The sequence below is a fragment of the Pseudomonas sp. EYE_354 genome, assembly GCF_023148575.1.
Taxonomy (GTDB): domain Bacteria; phylum Pseudomonadota; class Gammaproteobacteria; order Pseudomonadales; family Pseudomonadaceae; genus Aquipseudomonas.
In genome coordinates this window covers 105,607-120,342 of the sequence record NZ_JAHXNQ010000005.1, presented here as the reverse complement: position 1 = coordinate 120,342, position 14,736 = coordinate 105,607, and the positions used below count along the sequence as shown (strand labels likewise).

Sequence of the window (14,736 nt, the reverse complement as noted above, 5' to 3'; positions counted from 1 at the left end):
CCGTTTCACGGCTGATGTGGGAAGTCTAGAAGGGGATTCGTTGGGGGGATGTGAAAGGGGTGTGAGAAATGTGTAGACCGGGACGCAAGAGGTTAGGTGTTCAGCGCCGCGTGCTCAGCCAATTCCTGCCTGATAAACGCCGCAATCATGGCGCGATACACCTGCTCGGTGACGTCCGGGTTGGCACCCAGCGCGTGCGACAAGTCCCGCACTTTTGCGATGACCTGTTCAACCCGCTGGGGGGCCTTGACGCCGTCGGCGTCTTTTTTGAAGCGTGCCGCCTGGGACACATACTGGCCGCGTTCGGCCAGCAAGGCGACGATGTGTTGGTCGAGTCGGTCGATGTGGTGTCGAACCTCGTCCAGGCTGGTGCAGGTCACTTCCATGTTGTTGATCCTCCTAATAGTGATACCACTTCACCTCAAGCATCACTTCATTCACCGGTGTCGACAAGTGGCTGTACTCGCGCTGTGCACTCAGGCGCAGGCCGAGGTTGCGGGACAGTTCCCATTGCTGGTTGAGGCTGATGCTGCGTCGCACCTCGCCATTGGTGAAGAAGTCGCCTTTGGCTTCCAGGCTCAAGTTGCCCAGCGGGTTTTTCCACAGCACGCCGGTATTGAAGCCGGCGGCGGGGGAGATGGCTTCGCTGAAGTCGTTGTTGTGTTCCACGCGCACGGTGCCGAGGGCGAAACCGAGCATGTCGTCGTTCAGCTGCCAGGTGCCGCCGGCGCCGCCGTTGACGTGGGCCACCAGGGTCTCGTCGTCGTGTTTGCCCGGTACGCGTTCCAGGCCGCCGGTGACTTGCCATGACCAGGGTTGCAGCAGGGCGTTGCGCGGGGTCAGGGAGCGGATGGTGGCCAGGTCCAGTTGCTGCATTTGCCAGTGGTTGCCTTCGTACTGGCGCAGTTTCATTTGCAGGATTTCGATCTGCGCGCCGAGGGGGAAGCCTTCGGCGTTATCGTTGAGGTCGTGGTAGGCCATGCGCAGGCCGTATTCGCCGAAGGCTTTGTCGCCACGGGTGCCGATGCCGGCTTGCCAGGTGCGCGACTCATGGCCGTTTTCCGGCAGACCAGGGGGCGTGATCTTCAGGTCCGGTGCAGGGTTCTGATTGATCGCGCGCAGCAGTTCGAAACTGCGCTGGGAGCGGGCAGTGTCGCGCTCCAGGCCGTTGGCGCGGTAGCGGCCCAGGCGATAGGCCGCGTCGATGATCAGTGCCTGACGGTCGCGGGGTAACGCTTTGAAGGCCGGCTCCTGCAATTGTTTCTGGTCATCGCTGACCTTGAGCACCCATTGCTGCTCATCGCTGTCCAGCGGCTTGGCGCGTTCCAACAGTTCGCGCTCGCGGGACGGCCGGTAGTCGATTTTTTCGACCAGGCCCGCGTCTTTCACAGCCTTGACCGTGTCGGTGGGAATGGCGGTGAGCGGAAACTGTTCGGTCAGGCGCAGGCCGGGGCGCGCCACTTGCAGCAGTTCGAGCAGGCGATAAGAGCAGTTTTCGTCAAAGAAGAAATAGTCGAACTTGATCTGCTTGAGCTCCCACACGTGCTCGACCATGCGCTCGGTCTCGACCTGGGTGAGGTTGAGGCGGTATTCCCACAGGTCGCGGTTTTCCAGGCTGCGGTATTCGGAGAGTTTTTCCTGGTACGGCACCAGCGCGAACAGGCCGGGGTAGCCGCCCATCAGGCCTTTCCAGGCATACAGGATGCTGTTGTCCGAGCCTTCGATGTAGGCGCCGAAGTTGATCGCATAGCTGAGCAGCGCCGTGTTGTTGCTCTGCACGTCAGCCTGGTCGATACGCAGCAGGGTGTGGCCGAACATCGACGACGGGCTATTGAGGTAGGCCGCCGGAAAAATCATCACCGCGCTGTGGGGGGCGACGTCCTTGAACCATTGTTTGAATTCGGTGCAGTCCACGGCCGGCAGGTCGGTCAGGTGCAACTGATCCTTGAGCCAGCGGGTACGTGCGGGGTAAACGCATTGGGCGTGTTTTTCACCCAGGCTGGCCGGCGCATAGAGGGCGTCAACGGTGGCCTTGAGTTCCGCATCCGGGTGGTGGGCGCCATCGGCTGCGAGGAAGAATTTCTGGTCGCTGACATAACTGCGCCAGCCTTTTAGCTTGCCGGCTTCGTAATGGCCTAACGACAGCCAGAACGGATCGTTGGCCAGTTGCTGCAAACGTTGATCATCAAGATGCGGTGCCGCGTACAGCGGGGCGCAGGCGAAGAGTGCCATCCAGGCAAAGCGTTTGAGCATAGGGGCAACTTAAGTCGGATATTGGACAGACCCAAAGGGAGGTGGGCCCAAAAAATAAAACCCGCGCCTGGGGAGGCGCGGGCAGGTCGAGCTTAAGCCTGGGTAGCGTATTTCGCCAGACGGGCATCGCCTTTGAGTACAGCCAGGGTGTTGTTGTGCACATCATCAGCGGTGACGTCAGCCTTGCTGAAGATTTGCTGGAAGTGTTCGTGAGTCACGGCCGCGAAGTGCTCGCGATCTTCCGGAGCCACGCCCAGTACCACGGCGTAGGTGGTCAGTGCTTCGCCATTGCCCTTGGCCATGTCTTCGGACAGCTCGTTCATCATGCCATTCATGGCAATCCAGGACTTGCCGCCGTAGGTCAGCGCGCTGTTGGTGCTGCAACCGTTGGTGCCCGAGGTCATGCCGAAGGTGGCGTTGCCCGAAGTGCCGTTGGTGGTGGAAGCCAGGAAGTGAGCCGGAGTACCGCGCTGGCCTTCGAACAACATGTTGCCCCAACCGCAGTTCGGGCCACCTGGTGCTTCTGCCATTGCATTGAGGGAGACGACGGTGAAGAGAGTACCGAGAAGGATCCGTTTCATAGCTTTGTTCTCTTTGTGTGCAAACCAATGGACAAGGGTTCAGGCGCTTCGTAGCGCCCTAGGGGCCAGTTATTAGTCCAACCCGCGCAGTTTGGAGTTTAGGCACTTTCCAAGGGTTCCGTGTGTTTTTATAAAACAATCAGCATTGTCGCGATTTTTTTGTAGGACGCATCCCGTGCCTGCGCTTTCCCAACGCCGCGCCTTGCCAGAGCGCGCAAGGGGGAGCCAGAATGCCGTCATCTGCCCCGCCTGATGTAAGGAAGTCCGATGCCTGATCCTGTTGCTGCCAGCTTGCGTCTAGCGCCTGAAGCGCTGACTCGCCCTTTCTCCGCTGAACAGTTCAGCTTCTCGACCACCCATGAATTGGAGCCCTTTCGCGGTGTGCTTGGCCAGGAACGCGCAGTTGAAGCGTTGCAGTTCGGTGTGGCGATGCCACGCCCCGGTTACAACGTGTTCGTCATGGGCGAGCCGGGCACCGGCCGCTTTTCGTTCGTCAAACGTTACCTGAAGGCCGAAGGCAAGCGCCTGCAGACCCCGGCGGACTGGGTCTATGTGAATAATTTCGATGAGCCGCGCGAACCCCGCGCCCTGGAATTGCCCGGCGGCGCAGCGGCGGCGTTCATTGCCGATATCAATGGCCTGGTCGATAACCTGGTGGCCACCTTCCCGGCCGTCTTCGAGCACCCGACGTATCAACAGCGTAAAAGCGCCATCGACCGCGCCTTCAACCAGCGTTACGACAAGGCCCTGGACGTGATCGAGCGTCTGGCCCTGGAAAAAGACGTGGCGTTGTACCGCGACAGTTCCAACATCGCCTTCACACCGATGCTCGACGGCAAGGCGCTGGACGAAGCCGAGTTTTCGCAGTTGCCCGAAGTGGATCGCGAGCGCTTCCATACGGACATTTCTGAGCTGGAAGAGCGTCTCAACGAAGAATTGGCCAGCCTGCCGCAGTGGAAGCGCGAGTCCAACAACCAGCTACGCCAGTTCAACGAAGAAACCATCACCCTGGCGCTGCAACCTTTGCTGGCGCCGTTGTCGGAAAAGTACGCAGAAAACGCCGCCGTCTGTGGTTACCTGCAAGCCATGCAGGTGTACCTGCTCAAAACCGTGGTCGAGCAATTGGTCGACGACGCCAAGACCGACGCCCAGGCGCGCAAGCTGCTCGAGGAGCAATACTGCCCGAGCCTGGTGGTGGGCCATTCGGTCAACGGCGGCGCACCGGTGGTGTTCGAGCCGCACCCGACCTACGACAACCTGTTCGGCCGCATTGAATACAGCACCGACCAGGGCGCGCTCTACACCACCTATCGTCAGTTGCGTCCGGGGGCTTTGCACCGGGCCAATGGCGGCTTCCTGATCCTTGAAGCCGAAAAAATGCTCAGCGAACCGTTTGTGTGGGACGCCCTCAAGCGTTCCCTGCAGTCGCGCAAGCTGAAGATGGAATCGCCTCTGGGCGAGCTGGGCCGCCTGGCCACGGTGACCCTCAACCCGCAGATGATCCCGTTGCAGGTCAAGGTGATCATCATCGGCTCGCGCCAGCTGTATTACGCGCTGCAGGATGCCGATCCGGACTTCCAGGAGATGTTCCGGGTGCTGGTGGACTTCGACGAAGACATCCCGATGGTGGACGAGAGCCTGGAGCAGTTTGCCCAGTTGCTCAAAACCCGCACCTCGGAAGAGGGTATGGCGCCGCTCACCTCGGACGCGGTGGCGCGGCTCGCCACCTACAGCGCGCGGCTGGCGGAGCACCAGGGGCGGTTGTCGGCGCGCATTGGCGATTTGTTCCAGTTGGTCAGTGAGGCGGATTTTATCCGCCACCTGGCGGGCGACGAGATGACCGACGCCGGCCACATCGAGCGCGCGCTCAAGGCCAAGGCCACGCGCACCGGGCGGGTGTCGGCACGGATTCTGGACGACATGCTCGCCGGGGTGATTCTGATCGACACCGCCGGTGCGGCCGTCGGCAAATGCAACGGGCTGACGGTGTTGGAGGTGGGGGACTCGGCGTTCGGCGTGCCGGCGCGGATTTCCGCCACGGTGTACCCCGGTGGCAGCGGAATCGTCGACATTGAGCGCGAGGTCAATCTCGGCCAGCCGATTCACTCCAAGGGCGTGATGATCCTCACCGGGTACCTGGGCAGCCGCTACGCCCAGGAATTCCCGCTGGCGATCTCGGCGAGTATCGCGCTGGAGCAGTCCTACGGTTATGTGGACGGTGACAGTGCGTCCCTGGGCGAGGCGTGCACCTTGATCTCGGCGTTGTCGAAAACCCCGCTCAAGCAGTGTTTTGCCATTACCGGCTCGATCAACCAGTTTGGTGAAGTGCAGGCGGTGGGCGGAGTCAACGAGAAGATCGAGGGCTTCTTCCGGCTCTGCGAAGCGCGCGGACTGACCGGGGAGCAAGGAGCGATCATTCCCCAGGCCAACGTCGCCACCCTGATGCTCGATGAGAAGGTGCTGCAGGCCGTACGCGCCGGGCAGTTCCATATCTACGCGGTGCGGCAGGCGGATGAGGCGCTGAGCCTGTTGGTGGGCGAGGATGCCGGGGAGCCGGATGCCGAGGGGCAGTTCCCGGAAGGCACCGTCAACGCGCGCGTGGTAGAACGCTTGCGCGCGATTGCCGAGATGATCAGCGAGGAAGACTTGAAGGAGGCGGAGAAAGAACTGGCGCAGCAGGCGCTCGCCGAGGCCAAGCCCGCCGGTTGAAATGGCCCGGCCCGTTCTCTTTTGTGGTGAGCGGGCTTGCCCCGCGCAGGGCTGCGAAGCAGCCCTGAAGCCAGACCAATCAAATCATCTGACACGTCGCAGCGGTCGTTTGGGGCCGCTGCGCGGGGTCGGCTGTCTCGCCAATAATTTGACTGGAATGTGGGCGGCACCACCGTTGGTCCTTAGCGCCTTGGTTTGGTGAGTTTTTCTTCTATTCTCTGTTTCAGGGATATCCACAGGAGTCGCTGGATAGAAACAGCCTCGCCATGGGCTGAGGTTGAACACCGATCTACCGAGGGTCGCCGCCATGCCGCGCAACCTTTGCCTTATTCGCCAGTGCTTCGGCCTGGTCACCCGTATCGAATGCTCCATTCGCCCTCTCGCGGGGGATGCCGGGATGTGGACGTTATTGTTTGCCGCCGGCATGTCCGGCGAGCAGCCGTCGACCATCAAGTCGCAAGGCCCGTTTCATGGGCCGTTTGCGGCGCAAACCATGCTGGAATCCATCGTCGACAGCTTGACGATGCACGGCTATGAGCTGGCGGGCGACCCGCAGATCTGGTGCCTGCATATGCAGGCCCATTTGCGACAGCTCAACGGCAATCGTGAACAGCTTGCGCTGTAGCCTGGCTATTTGCCCTCGGGTTTGTCCAGCTTGACCTCGAAGCCGTATTGCACGGTGCTCAGGTCGGTGCGCTGGTAGCTTTCCAGGGTGGTCGGCTTACCGTAGAAATAATGCACGTCAAACACCGGCGTGCCGTATTCCTCTGCGCGGTGGCTGACGCCGAGGATTTCCTTGAGGTACTGGCCGCTGGCGTCCTTGGCGTAGAAACGCCAGCTGTCGGCGGGGAATTCTTTCTGGTCGACGATCAGTGCGTTGTCCTTGAGTGACAAGCCCTTGGGTAGCTTGGCCGCTTCCAGTTCGCCCTTTTCGATGGTCGCCAGGAACAGCGGAATGGAGCCCACCACAAAGGCCGGGTTTTCCGGGAACAGGGTCAGGTCGTAGGTGAGCGTGCCGCGCGCCGGGTTCATTTCGTAAGCCTCGGTGGGCAACTCAATGGGTTCGCCGCGTTCACCCTTGTCGTCGGCGGTAAAGAACGTCACCGGCGATTCGCTGCTGCTGCGCTCGGCACCTACCAGTTCGTCATTGAAGGTATAGGGGTGATCGAACGTGATATGGGCGGCGCTGGCGTCTTCGACGGACTGGCTGATGGTCACGCTGCTTTTGAGCTGGTCCTCGGTCAGCGCAGCGCTCTTGAGCCAGTTGGCGGCGCTGTCGTCGTACACGGTGACCGGCATCGGCAAGGGTTGCACGGTTTTTTCCAGGCTGTTCTTGTCGAAGCGCATCACCGGCAGATCGAGGTCCTTACGCGTGACGGACGCCTCTGAAAAGTCCAGCACGTTGACCTGCACGCTGTCGATCAGGCCGTTGAAATACACCTTGGCGTAATGGCTGCTCTGTTTGTGTTCGAAGGCCTTTTGTTGCTCGGTGAGCTGTTTTTCGAAGGCGTCGGACCAGACCGTCTGTTTTTGCATCTCGGCCAGTTGTTTCTCATAGAACGCGACCTGCGCGGCGCTTTCGTTGATCGACCCCGAACGCGTGAGGAATTGTCCGGTGGCATCGCGCGCCTGCACCAGCAACGGGTTCGGTGACACATCGCCCACCTGCGGTGCCAGCGGCTCGTTGTTGATCAGTTCGATCTCGGCGTAGTTTTTTTCCAGGAGCAGCAGGTTGACGGTGACAGCGCCCTCGGTGCGCTTGTGGCCGACGTCCTTTTTAGACAGGTCGAACGTCAACACCGCTCTCGGCGCGATCACCTCCACTGCGGCCTTGAGGCTGACGGGCTGCGGCTGGCTCTTGTTTTCCGTTTCGATGCCATCGATGAACGGGTAGGTCACCGTCAAGTCATCCGGGTTGGTCAGGTTGGAGCTGCTGGGGCTCAACTGGATGCCTGGGTCGGTTTCCGACCACTCCGGCTGGAACGGTATGACTTTGTTGTTGCTCAGCGTCACCGATTGCCACTCCACGCCATGGGGGAACGGGAATGCGTCGGGCAGGTTGAAGCTGAACGGGAAGACCGGCTGCAAATCCGTCAGGTAGTCGGAGTGCGAGGTTTTGCGCAGCACGAACAGGCCGTTGATATAGGTGTCTACCAGCGCCTGAGGCGTGGGGTAGTGCTTGAGCAGGGCCAGCGCGTCTTCGCCGTATTCGGCTTCGATGGGTTTGGCGGCGAGCTTGACCCGTGCGCGTTCGAGCAACAGCAACGAACCGCCGAGATCGGCGATGGCGTCGCGCAGTTTGGGGTCTTGGATGCGGTCGAGGGACTGTTCGAAGGTGGCGGTCTTTTCTTCGAGGGTGGCCTGCTTCTGTTCATCGCTGGGGGAGCAGCCGCTGCCGAGCAGCAATGCCGCACACAGGCTGACAGTGGCCAAAGGTGATCGCACATCCATCATTTACATTCTTCCTGTCCGACGTCATCGAGCCGAGTTATTCGGCTCGACACTAGCAGAAAAATTCTCTTACAGAAGCCGCCTGGGTCAGTTTTCTCGCGGTTACAGGTGTCTTGTGGCGGCTGGTATACTCGCCGCCATTTCTAGCCACGCTGTGTGAGACCCCATGGAACGCTTTATTGAAAACACTATGTACGCTTCACGCTGGCTGCTGGCGCCGATCTATCTCGGATTGTCCCTGGGCCTGCTGATCCTGGCGCTGAAGTTCTTCCAGGAAATCATCCACGTTCTGCCCAACGTATTTTCCATGCTCGAGGCTGACGTCATCCTGCTGCTGCTGTCGTTGATCGACATGGCGCTGGTCGGCGGTTTGCTGGTGATGGTGATGATTTCCGGCTACGAGAACTTCGTCTCGCAGCTGGATATCGATGACAACAAAGAAAAACTCAACTGGCTGGGCACCATGGACTCTTCGTCGCTGAAGATGAAAGTGGCGGCCTCCATCGTGGCGATTTCTTCGATCCACTTGCTGCGCATCTTCATGGATGCCAAGAACGTCGATCCCGAGCACCTGATGTGGTACGTGATCATCCACATGACCTTCGTGGTCTCGGCGTTTGCCATGGGTTACCTGGACAAGGTCACCAAGCACTGATCCCTTCGCGCCCGCCTTACTGTTCGATGAAATAGTAAGGCTGGCGGCCAATCTTCATCTCTTTGATCACGCTGACCTTCTCGTTCAACTGGCTGGGGTTGTCCAGCAGCGCAACGTTGCCGGGCTTGGCCGTGAGAAAACTGCGCAGTTCTGCCTCGGTTTGCAGGATTGGCAAGTACCCCTGCAGATAGAACACGCTCGCCCCGGCGATACGCTCGTTGGGTCGGAACATCACCACGTCTTTGCCTTGGTTTTGAAAGGCCCTGGCCTGGCTGATCACCGGCACGAAGGACTCGCGCTTGTCCGCCTTTGGCGCGAACCAGAACGCGGCCGTCAGATAACTGGCAATCGCCAGGCTGAACGCACCGACGATGATGCCGCGATGGTAGCGGTACAGCGCCGGTTTGCGCGTCTTGAGCCACGCCAACACGACCCCTGCATATTCTGCCGCGAGCACCGCTGCGGCTGGCGTGAGCGCCATCAGGTAAACGGTGCGCTTGCTGGAGGCCAGGGTCAGCAGGGTGAACTGCGCCACCAGCCACACGCTGAAAAACAGGTAGTAGCGGTTGCGCACCAGGCTTTTACGAAAGTGCCACAAGCCCAGGTACACCAGGATGTTCCACGGCAAAAAGGCCTCGGGCAGCTTTGCGATGTAGTAGTAGAGGGGCTCGTAATGCCCGGCCTCCACAAACGAGCCGCTGAAGCGTCCGACGCTGTTGGTCCACAGCACCTCGGCCACGGCCTGCGGGCCGCCGCGCTGGTAGAGAAACCCCAGCCAGATCAGCAGCGGCACCAAGGCCAGCAGTGTGAATACCGCCGGTTTGATCCAGTCGCCGATGCGCAGGCGTTTATCCATCACGCTGGTGCTGAGCAGGTACACGAAAATCACAATCCCCGGCATGGCCAGGCCCAGTACGCCCTTACTCAGGGTGGCGATCACCATCCCCACGGTAAACAGCGCCCACGCGTCGGTACTGGACCCCTCACGTTCGGGGCGTACGGCCTGGTAGAACGCCAGCAATGCGGTGGTCACGCCGAGGCTGAGCAACGAATCCTCACCCACACCGCGCACATTGCCCCAGTAACTGGCCATGGTCGCCAGAATCAACGCCGCGCAAAACGCCAGGGTTTTGGGGCGCCCGAAGCGGCGCAACATGCCGTAGAACAGCATCACGCTGAACAGTCCGGCAAACGCCGAAGCCAGGCGCACAGCCCAGGTGGTGGCGCCAAACAAGCGAATCGCGCCGGCATCCAGCCAGAGGCTCAGGGGCGGTTTTTCCAGGAAGGGCTCGCGAAACAGGCGTGGGATCACCCAGTCATTGTCCAGGTGCATGGCCATGGCGATGCCGGCGACGCGTGCCTCTGTGGAGCCTTGCAGCTCATGGCTGCCCAGGGCGAAGAAGAACAACAGACCAGCGAGAAGGAGCAGCAGAGGAGCGGGGCGCGTCATGAAGTCTGGCTACCAGGGCAGGAGGGCATTCGGGGGGAACGACTCGGGCAAGGGGCGAGTATAGGGAGGCGATTCTTAATATTTCGTGAACGGACAGAGGGTTTATCACGCGATGCCAGGGGGGCGCGCCCCCCGGCTGCGTTAGACGTACCGCTAGGCTTTGACTTTGAAGCGACTCAAGCCTTGCTGCATGGCACTGGCGCGCTCCGACAGGTTCCTGGCTGCTGCTGCGCATTGCTGCGAGTTGAGCTGGTTCTGCTGGGTCACTTCGTCGATTTGCTCCAGCCCGATACTGGCCTGTTGCAAGCCGGACGCCTGTTCGCTGGACGCCTGGTAGATCATCGACACCAGGCTGGAGACGGTGCTGGTGCCGGTAACGATGTTGCGCAGCGAGTCAGCGGTGCGCCCGGCGATGACCATGCCGCGTTGCGTCTTGGTCGAAGAGTCGGCAATCAGCGCCGCCGTTTGCTGCGCCGCCTCGGCACTGCGGGCGGCGAGGCTGCGCACCTCATCGGCGACCACGGCAAAGCCACGGCCCAACTCACCGGCACGTGCCGCCTCGATCGCCGCGTTCAACGCCAGCAGGTTGGTCTGCGCGGCAATGTTGTCGATGGTGGTGATGATGGCGGTAATGTCTTTGCCCGAATTGTCGATTTCGGCCATGGCCGCGATCAGTTCACTCATCAGCTTGTCACTTTCGCCTGCGTCGGCGCGTGCTGCCTGGGACTGCTCATCGGCCTTTTTCGCGTTGGCAGAGTTATCGGTGGTCTGCGCCGCCATTTGCGTCATCACCGCACTGATTTCCGTGATCGAAGACGCCGAGTTCGATGCGCCATCGGACAATGACTGGCTCAACTCGGTGACCTGCGCAGAGCTCCCGGTGATTTGTGTGGCGCTGGCCTGGACCTGGGAAATCAGGGCGTTCAAGTTGCCGACCATTTTTTCCAGTGACTTGCCCAGTGTGTCGTTGGGCGACGACAGACGCACTTCCAGGTCCAGGTCCCCTTCGGAAATACGTTCGGCCACCCGAACCTGGCGTTGCAGGCTTTCCGACATATCGTTCAAGGCAAAGGACAGTTGACCGACTTCATCTTCAGACTTTTGCTCCAGCCGCCGAGAGAAATCGCCCAGGCTGATGTTGGCGGCCAAGGCGGCGGCTTCACGAATCGGGCCGACGATCTTCGCGGTGGCGAACCACAGGGCGAGCAGTGCCAGCAGGGAAATGGCAACACCGACCGAGACCTGCCAGGTGCTGCTCTTGACGCCGCGTGACTGCAATTCCTGCTCAAGTGCGAGGGCCTGGCTCATGACAACCGCTTTGGGCAGATGGATCACGATAGCCCAAGGCTTGCCGGTACGGCCGAGGTTGATGGGCATCTGCACCTCGATTTCCTGAGTGTCCTGGTTCAGGCGGCTGTCGCCCTGGCCTTTCTGCACATTGGCCAGGACCTTGTCCCAAGTGCCTGGTAGCAAGGCTTTGAGTGGCTGACCAATCAGCTCCGGCCGCTTGCTGTCGGCCACCACCAGGCCTTGATGGCTGAGGATCGACACGGAGCCTTTGCCGCCATACAGGTCGGCGGACATCTGCTCGCTGAGCTTCTGGATAAACGAGATATCGAAGTCGGCACCGACCACGCCGTAGAACTTGCCATTGGCGGTGATCGGCACCGACAGGGTGGTCAGCCACACATTCTTGCCTTGCACCACGTAGGGGAGGGGGGCGAGTACGCTTTCTTTCAGGGTGTCCCGGGGGCCGGAGTACCAGCCGCCCTTCAACACGCCATTGGGGTGGCGGGCATCGGAGTCATATTCAACCAGCGGCTGCACCGCGATGTGGCCGTCTGCGCTTCGCGTCCAATAGGGAGTGAAGCGGCCCGTCAACGGGTTGTTACCGCCCTCGTTGTTGCGAAAGGCTTGATCCTGGCCATCCAACGCATCCGGCTCCCAGCAGGAGTAGGTGCCGTTGAAGTCCGGGTTGTCCTTGAGCACGCTGAGCAGCATCGTATTAATGGCGTCCCGGCTCAAGGCCAGCGGGCTCTGTGCGGCCTTGCCCGCGCCGAGCGTATTGGCCAGTGTGCGTGCCGAGTCCAAGGCATTTTGCAGCTTCGCCTGAATGGCATTGGCACGCGACTCCGCCAGGTTTTGCACTTCGCGGATGGTGGCGCTTTCTATCAATGTCGAAACTTCGGTACCGACGTAGGCTTCATTGGCCTTTGAGGAGTACAACCCATATAACACCAGGCTTGCGCACGAAATAAACAGGCAGAGTCCGGCCGTAAAGCAAATTCGAGTCTGCAATGAGTTGAATTTCATGATGTTTCCCGCCCGCGCTTATAGTTACCAACATCATGGGATGTCGGCATTTCAGTGTTTTTGGTGTACGCAAGGCTTAATGAATCACCGGCTGTTTAGGCATGGATATGCTGTACAGCGCTGTAGATTGTTAGTGCGTCTGTGATGTTTCAGCGTCGAGCCACAAGCGCTCGGTGTTTTTGAAACCGTAACGTTGTGAAGGGACGCGCGCAATAATACGATCGGGTTGGTTAGGCTCGCTCAGGTCTATTATTTGGTGGGGGATATAGATGTTCAGTACGGGTAGAAAGAACACTTTTATTTTGGGTGCCAACAACGAGTCGGCGTGTTGTTCGATGACCACGCCGATGCCGCCACTTTTCAATTGAACAATAGAACCGACTGGGTAAATGCCCACGGACTTTAAAAACGCGCGGAACACTTCATCGTCAAAATGCCCCTCCCACGATGACATTTGCTGGATCGCAACAGCGGGGTCCCAACCCTGGTTGTAGGACCGGTCCGAGGTGATTGCGTCGTAGACATCGCAGACCGCGGCCATCCGCGCAACCAGGCTGATTTGGTCGCCCACCAACTGATGGGGGTAGCCGGTACCGTCGACTTTTTCGTGGTGATGCAGGCATACATCCACGACCATTTCGCACATCTGCGCGGTGGCCAGCAGGGTTTTTTCACCCTCCAGCGGGTGGGTGCGTACCAGTTGCAATTCATCATCGCTGAGCTTGCCGGGCTTGTTGAGGATTGCGCCAGGTATGGCCATTTTGCCGATGTCATGCAGCAGCCCGGCCATCCCGACCCTGCGGATCATTGCGTTGGAGAGGCCCAGCTGGTTGCCCACGGCAATCATCAATGCGCACACGGCAACCGAGTGCATGTAGGTGTAGTCGTCGATGCTCTTCAAGCGTGCCAGGCTGATAAAAGCATCGGGATGGCGTGCGATCGAATTGGAAATATCTTCGACCAGTGCACTGACGCTTTCCAATTCCAAGGCCCTGCCCATGCGGGCATGACCGAACATTTCGACCACGGCGGTCTTGGCGCGGCCACAGATGGCTTGCGCGGCGACCAGTTCATCCTGCATGGACGTGGGGGGATTTGGCGTTGCGACGGCCGGAGCAGACGAGGACCCAGCATCGCCGGGTTGGGCACCGCACCCCATGGCGCACGGGGCGTCAGGCTGGGCGCTTGGCACCCGGTCCCGCCAAAATGGCTTGGTTTCGCCATCAGGCGTCTGATCATTGAGCTCATTACATTTCAACATGGCATGCCCTCTGTTGACGTTCTTTTTATTACTGTTCTCGGCAGCCTCCTTGGCTTGAGGTGTGTTGTTTTAAGCGTCAGGCTGGAATCGTTGCCTTGATGCGCGCGACCACGCGGCCGGCGAGATCGTCCGGTTGAAACTTCGCCAGGAAGTCATCGGCCCCGACTTTCTTGACCATGGCCTGGTTGAACCCACCCGACAGCGAGGTGTGGAGCACAATGTGCAAGGCAGCCATGCGTGGGTCGCTGCGGATTTCGGCGGTCAAGGTATAGCCGTCCATTTCCGGCATTTCGATGTCGGAAATCATCATCAAAAACTCCTCCTCCGGCTTTCGCCCCTCGTCGAGCATGGTGCGAAGGTAGTCCAACGCCTGGCGACCATCGTTCAAGGCGACCACTTCGACACCGACCGTCTCCAGGCAGCGGGTGACCTGTTTACGCGCCACCATCGAATCGTCCACGGTCAACACACGCAGATGACGAGCCCGCTGGGTGACGTCGTCGTCCAGCACGCCTGAGGAAATTTCTTCGCTGGACGGCGAGATCTCCGTCAGCACCTTTTCGACATCAATGATCTCTACCAGGCGGTCATCGCTTCGAGTCACCGCCGTCAGATAATTGTTATCGCCGCTGCCCTTGGGCGGCGGATGAATGTCTTCCCAGTTCAAATTGACGATGTGCTCGACGGCGTACACCAAGAAGCCTTGAACGCGGTTGTTGTACTCCGTAAGGATGATAAAAGCGCTTTCCTTATCCGTGATACCCGGCAGCCCAGTCGCCATCGCGAGGTCTAGAATCGGAATACACGTGCCCCGAATATTGGCCACGCCACAAATGTTGTTATTAGACTTTGGTAGTAGAGATAACTTGGGGCAGCGAATAACTTCCCTGACTTTAAAGACATTGATGCCATACAACTGATGGTCGTTGAATCTAAATAGCAATAGTTCCAGTCTGTTCTGGCCGACCAGTTGCGTGCGGCTGTTTACGGATGCCATTACACCTGCCATACACGCCCCCTTGGTCTTGGCTTAAACAGTGGTGATGTCTTAATGACATTAGCA

11 protein-coding genes are annotated in these 14,736 nt (G+C 59.7%); 3 read left to right on the top strand and 8 right to left on the bottom strand.

The genetic code is table 11. From position 1 onward, the window contains the following. Nucleotides 1-92: 92 nt before the first annotated feature. The 3 genes from KZX66_RS08680 to KZX66_RS08670 all read right to left on the bottom strand — a co-directional run bounded on the left by KZX66_RS08680 (nt 93) and on the right by KZX66_RS08670 (nt 2,834). Entirely contained in the window at nt 93-386 is a 294-nt protein-coding gene (locus KZX66_RS08680) for a chorismate mutase (RefSeq protein WP_248078364.1), read from the bottom strand. Between the two features lie 13 nt (nt 387-399). Beyond that, nucleotides 400-2,253, bottom strand: a complete 1,854-nt coding sequence (locus KZX66_RS08675; protein WP_248078362.1) for a DUF4105 domain-containing protein — start codon at nt 2,251-2,253, stop codon at nt 400-402. Nucleotides 2,254-2,345: 92 nt separating this feature from the next. Next, on the bottom strand, nt 2,346-2,834 hold the full coding sequence (locus KZX66_RS08670) for a DUF3015 domain-containing protein (RefSeq protein ID WP_248078360.1): 489 nt from the start codon (nt 2,832-2,834) through the stop codon (nt 2,346-2,348). Nucleotides 2,835-3,101: 267 nt separating this feature from the next. On the opposite strand from KZX66_RS08670, the gene KZX66_RS08665 reads away from it, so the two are divergent. Further along, nucleotides 3,102-5,543 (top strand): ATP-binding protein, encoded by a 2,442-nt coding sequence (locus KZX66_RS08665; RefSeq protein ID WP_248078358.1) that lies wholly within the window; start codon nt 3,102-3,104, stop codon nt 5,541-5,543. Between the two features lie 307 nt (nt 5,544-5,850). After that, the gene (locus KZX66_RS08660; RefSeq protein ID WP_248078356.1) at nt 5,851-6,168 is read left to right on the top strand and encodes a hypothetical protein; all 318 of its coding nucleotides are present in this window, start codon (nt 5,851-5,853) and stop codon (nt 6,166-6,168) included. Between the two features lie 5 nt (nt 6,169-6,173). On the opposite strand, the gene KZX66_RS08655 is transcribed toward KZX66_RS08660, so the two are convergent. Further along, complete coding sequence (locus KZX66_RS08655) at nt 6,174-7,997, bottom strand: hypothetical protein (protein WP_248078354.1); 1,824 nt, start codon at nt 7,995-7,997, stop codon at nt 6,174-6,176. A 163-nt stretch (nt 7,998-8,160) separates the two neighbouring features. On the opposite strand from KZX66_RS08655, the gene KZX66_RS08650 reads away from it, so the two are divergent. After that, complete coding sequence (locus KZX66_RS08650; protein WP_248078352.1) at nt 8,161-8,649, top strand: TIGR00645 family protein; 489 nt, start codon at nt 8,161-8,163, stop codon at nt 8,647-8,649. A gap of 16 nt (nt 8,650-8,665) precedes the next feature. Here the strand turns inward: KZX66_RS08650 and KZX66_RS08645 are convergent, their stop codons facing one another. The 4 genes from KZX66_RS08645 to KZX66_RS08630 form a co-directional block, all read right to left on the bottom strand. Then, nucleotides 8,666-10,099 carry a glycosyltransferase family 39 protein gene (locus KZX66_RS08645; RefSeq protein WP_248078350.1) on the bottom strand — a complete coding sequence of 478 codons (1,434 nt, stop codon included), beginning with the start codon at nt 10,097-10,099 and terminating at the stop codon, nt 8,666-8,668. A 153-nt stretch (nt 10,100-10,252) separates the two neighbouring features. Further along, nucleotides 10,253-12,412, bottom strand: coding sequence for a methyl-accepting chemotaxis protein (locus tag KZX66_RS08640; protein ID WP_248078348.1), 2,160 nt, complete (start codon nt 12,410-12,412; stop codon nt 10,253-10,255). Between the two features lie 130 nt (nt 12,413-12,542). Then, entirely contained in the window at nt 12,543-13,493 is a 951-nt protein-coding gene (locus tag KZX66_RS08635) for an HD-GYP domain-containing protein (RefSeq protein WP_248078338.1), read from the bottom strand. Nucleotides 13,494-13,749: 256 nt separating this feature from the next. After that, nucleotides 13,750-14,682 (bottom strand): chemotaxis protein CheV, encoded by a 933-nt coding sequence (locus KZX66_RS08630; RefSeq protein WP_248078336.1) that lies wholly within the window; start codon nt 14,680-14,682, stop codon nt 13,750-13,752. Between the last annotated feature and the right edge of the window lie 54 nt (nt 14,683-14,736).

Bases quoted from the DNA above. Each gene is read 5' to 3' on its own strand.
- KZX66_RS08680 (WP_248078364.1), bottom strand. From the start codon at position 386: ATGGAAGTGACCTGCACCAGCCTGGACGAGGTTCGACACCACATCGAC.
- KZX66_RS08675 (WP_248078362.1), bottom strand. From the start codon at position 2,253: ATGCTCAAACGCTTTGCCTGGATGGCACTCTTCGCCTGCGCCCCGCTG.
- KZX66_RS08670 (WP_248078360.1), bottom strand. From the start codon at position 2,834: ATGAAACGGATCCTTCTCGGTACTCTCTTCACCGTCGTCTCCCTCAAT.
- KZX66_RS08665 (WP_248078358.1), top strand. From the start codon at position 3,102: ATGCCTGATCCTGTTGCTGCCAGCTTGCGTCTAGCGCCTGAAGCGCTG.
- KZX66_RS08660 (WP_248078356.1), top strand. From the start codon at position 5,851: ATGCCGCGCAACCTTTGCCTTATTCGCCAGTGCTTCGGCCTGGTCACC.
- KZX66_RS08655 (WP_248078354.1), bottom strand. From the start codon at position 7,997: ATGATGGATGTGCGATCACCTTTGGCCACTGTCAGCCTGTGTGCGGCA.
- KZX66_RS08650 (WP_248078352.1), top strand. From the start codon at position 8,161: ATGGAACGCTTTATTGAAAACACTATGTACGCTTCACGCTGGCTGCTG.
- KZX66_RS08645 (WP_248078350.1), bottom strand. From the start codon at position 10,099: ATGACGCGCCCCGCTCCTCTGCTGCTCCTTCTCGCTGGTCTGTTGTTC.
- KZX66_RS08640 (WP_248078348.1), bottom strand. From the start codon at position 12,412: ATGAAATTCAACTCATTGCAGACTCGAATTTGCTTTACGGCCGGACTC.
- KZX66_RS08635 (WP_248078338.1), bottom strand. From the start codon at position 13,493: ATGCAGGATGAACTGGTCGCCGCGCAAGCCATCTGTGGCCGCGCCAAG.
- KZX66_RS08630 (WP_248078336.1), bottom strand. From the start codon at position 14,682: ATGGCAGGTGTAATGGCATCCGTAAACAGCCGCACGCAACTGGTCGGC.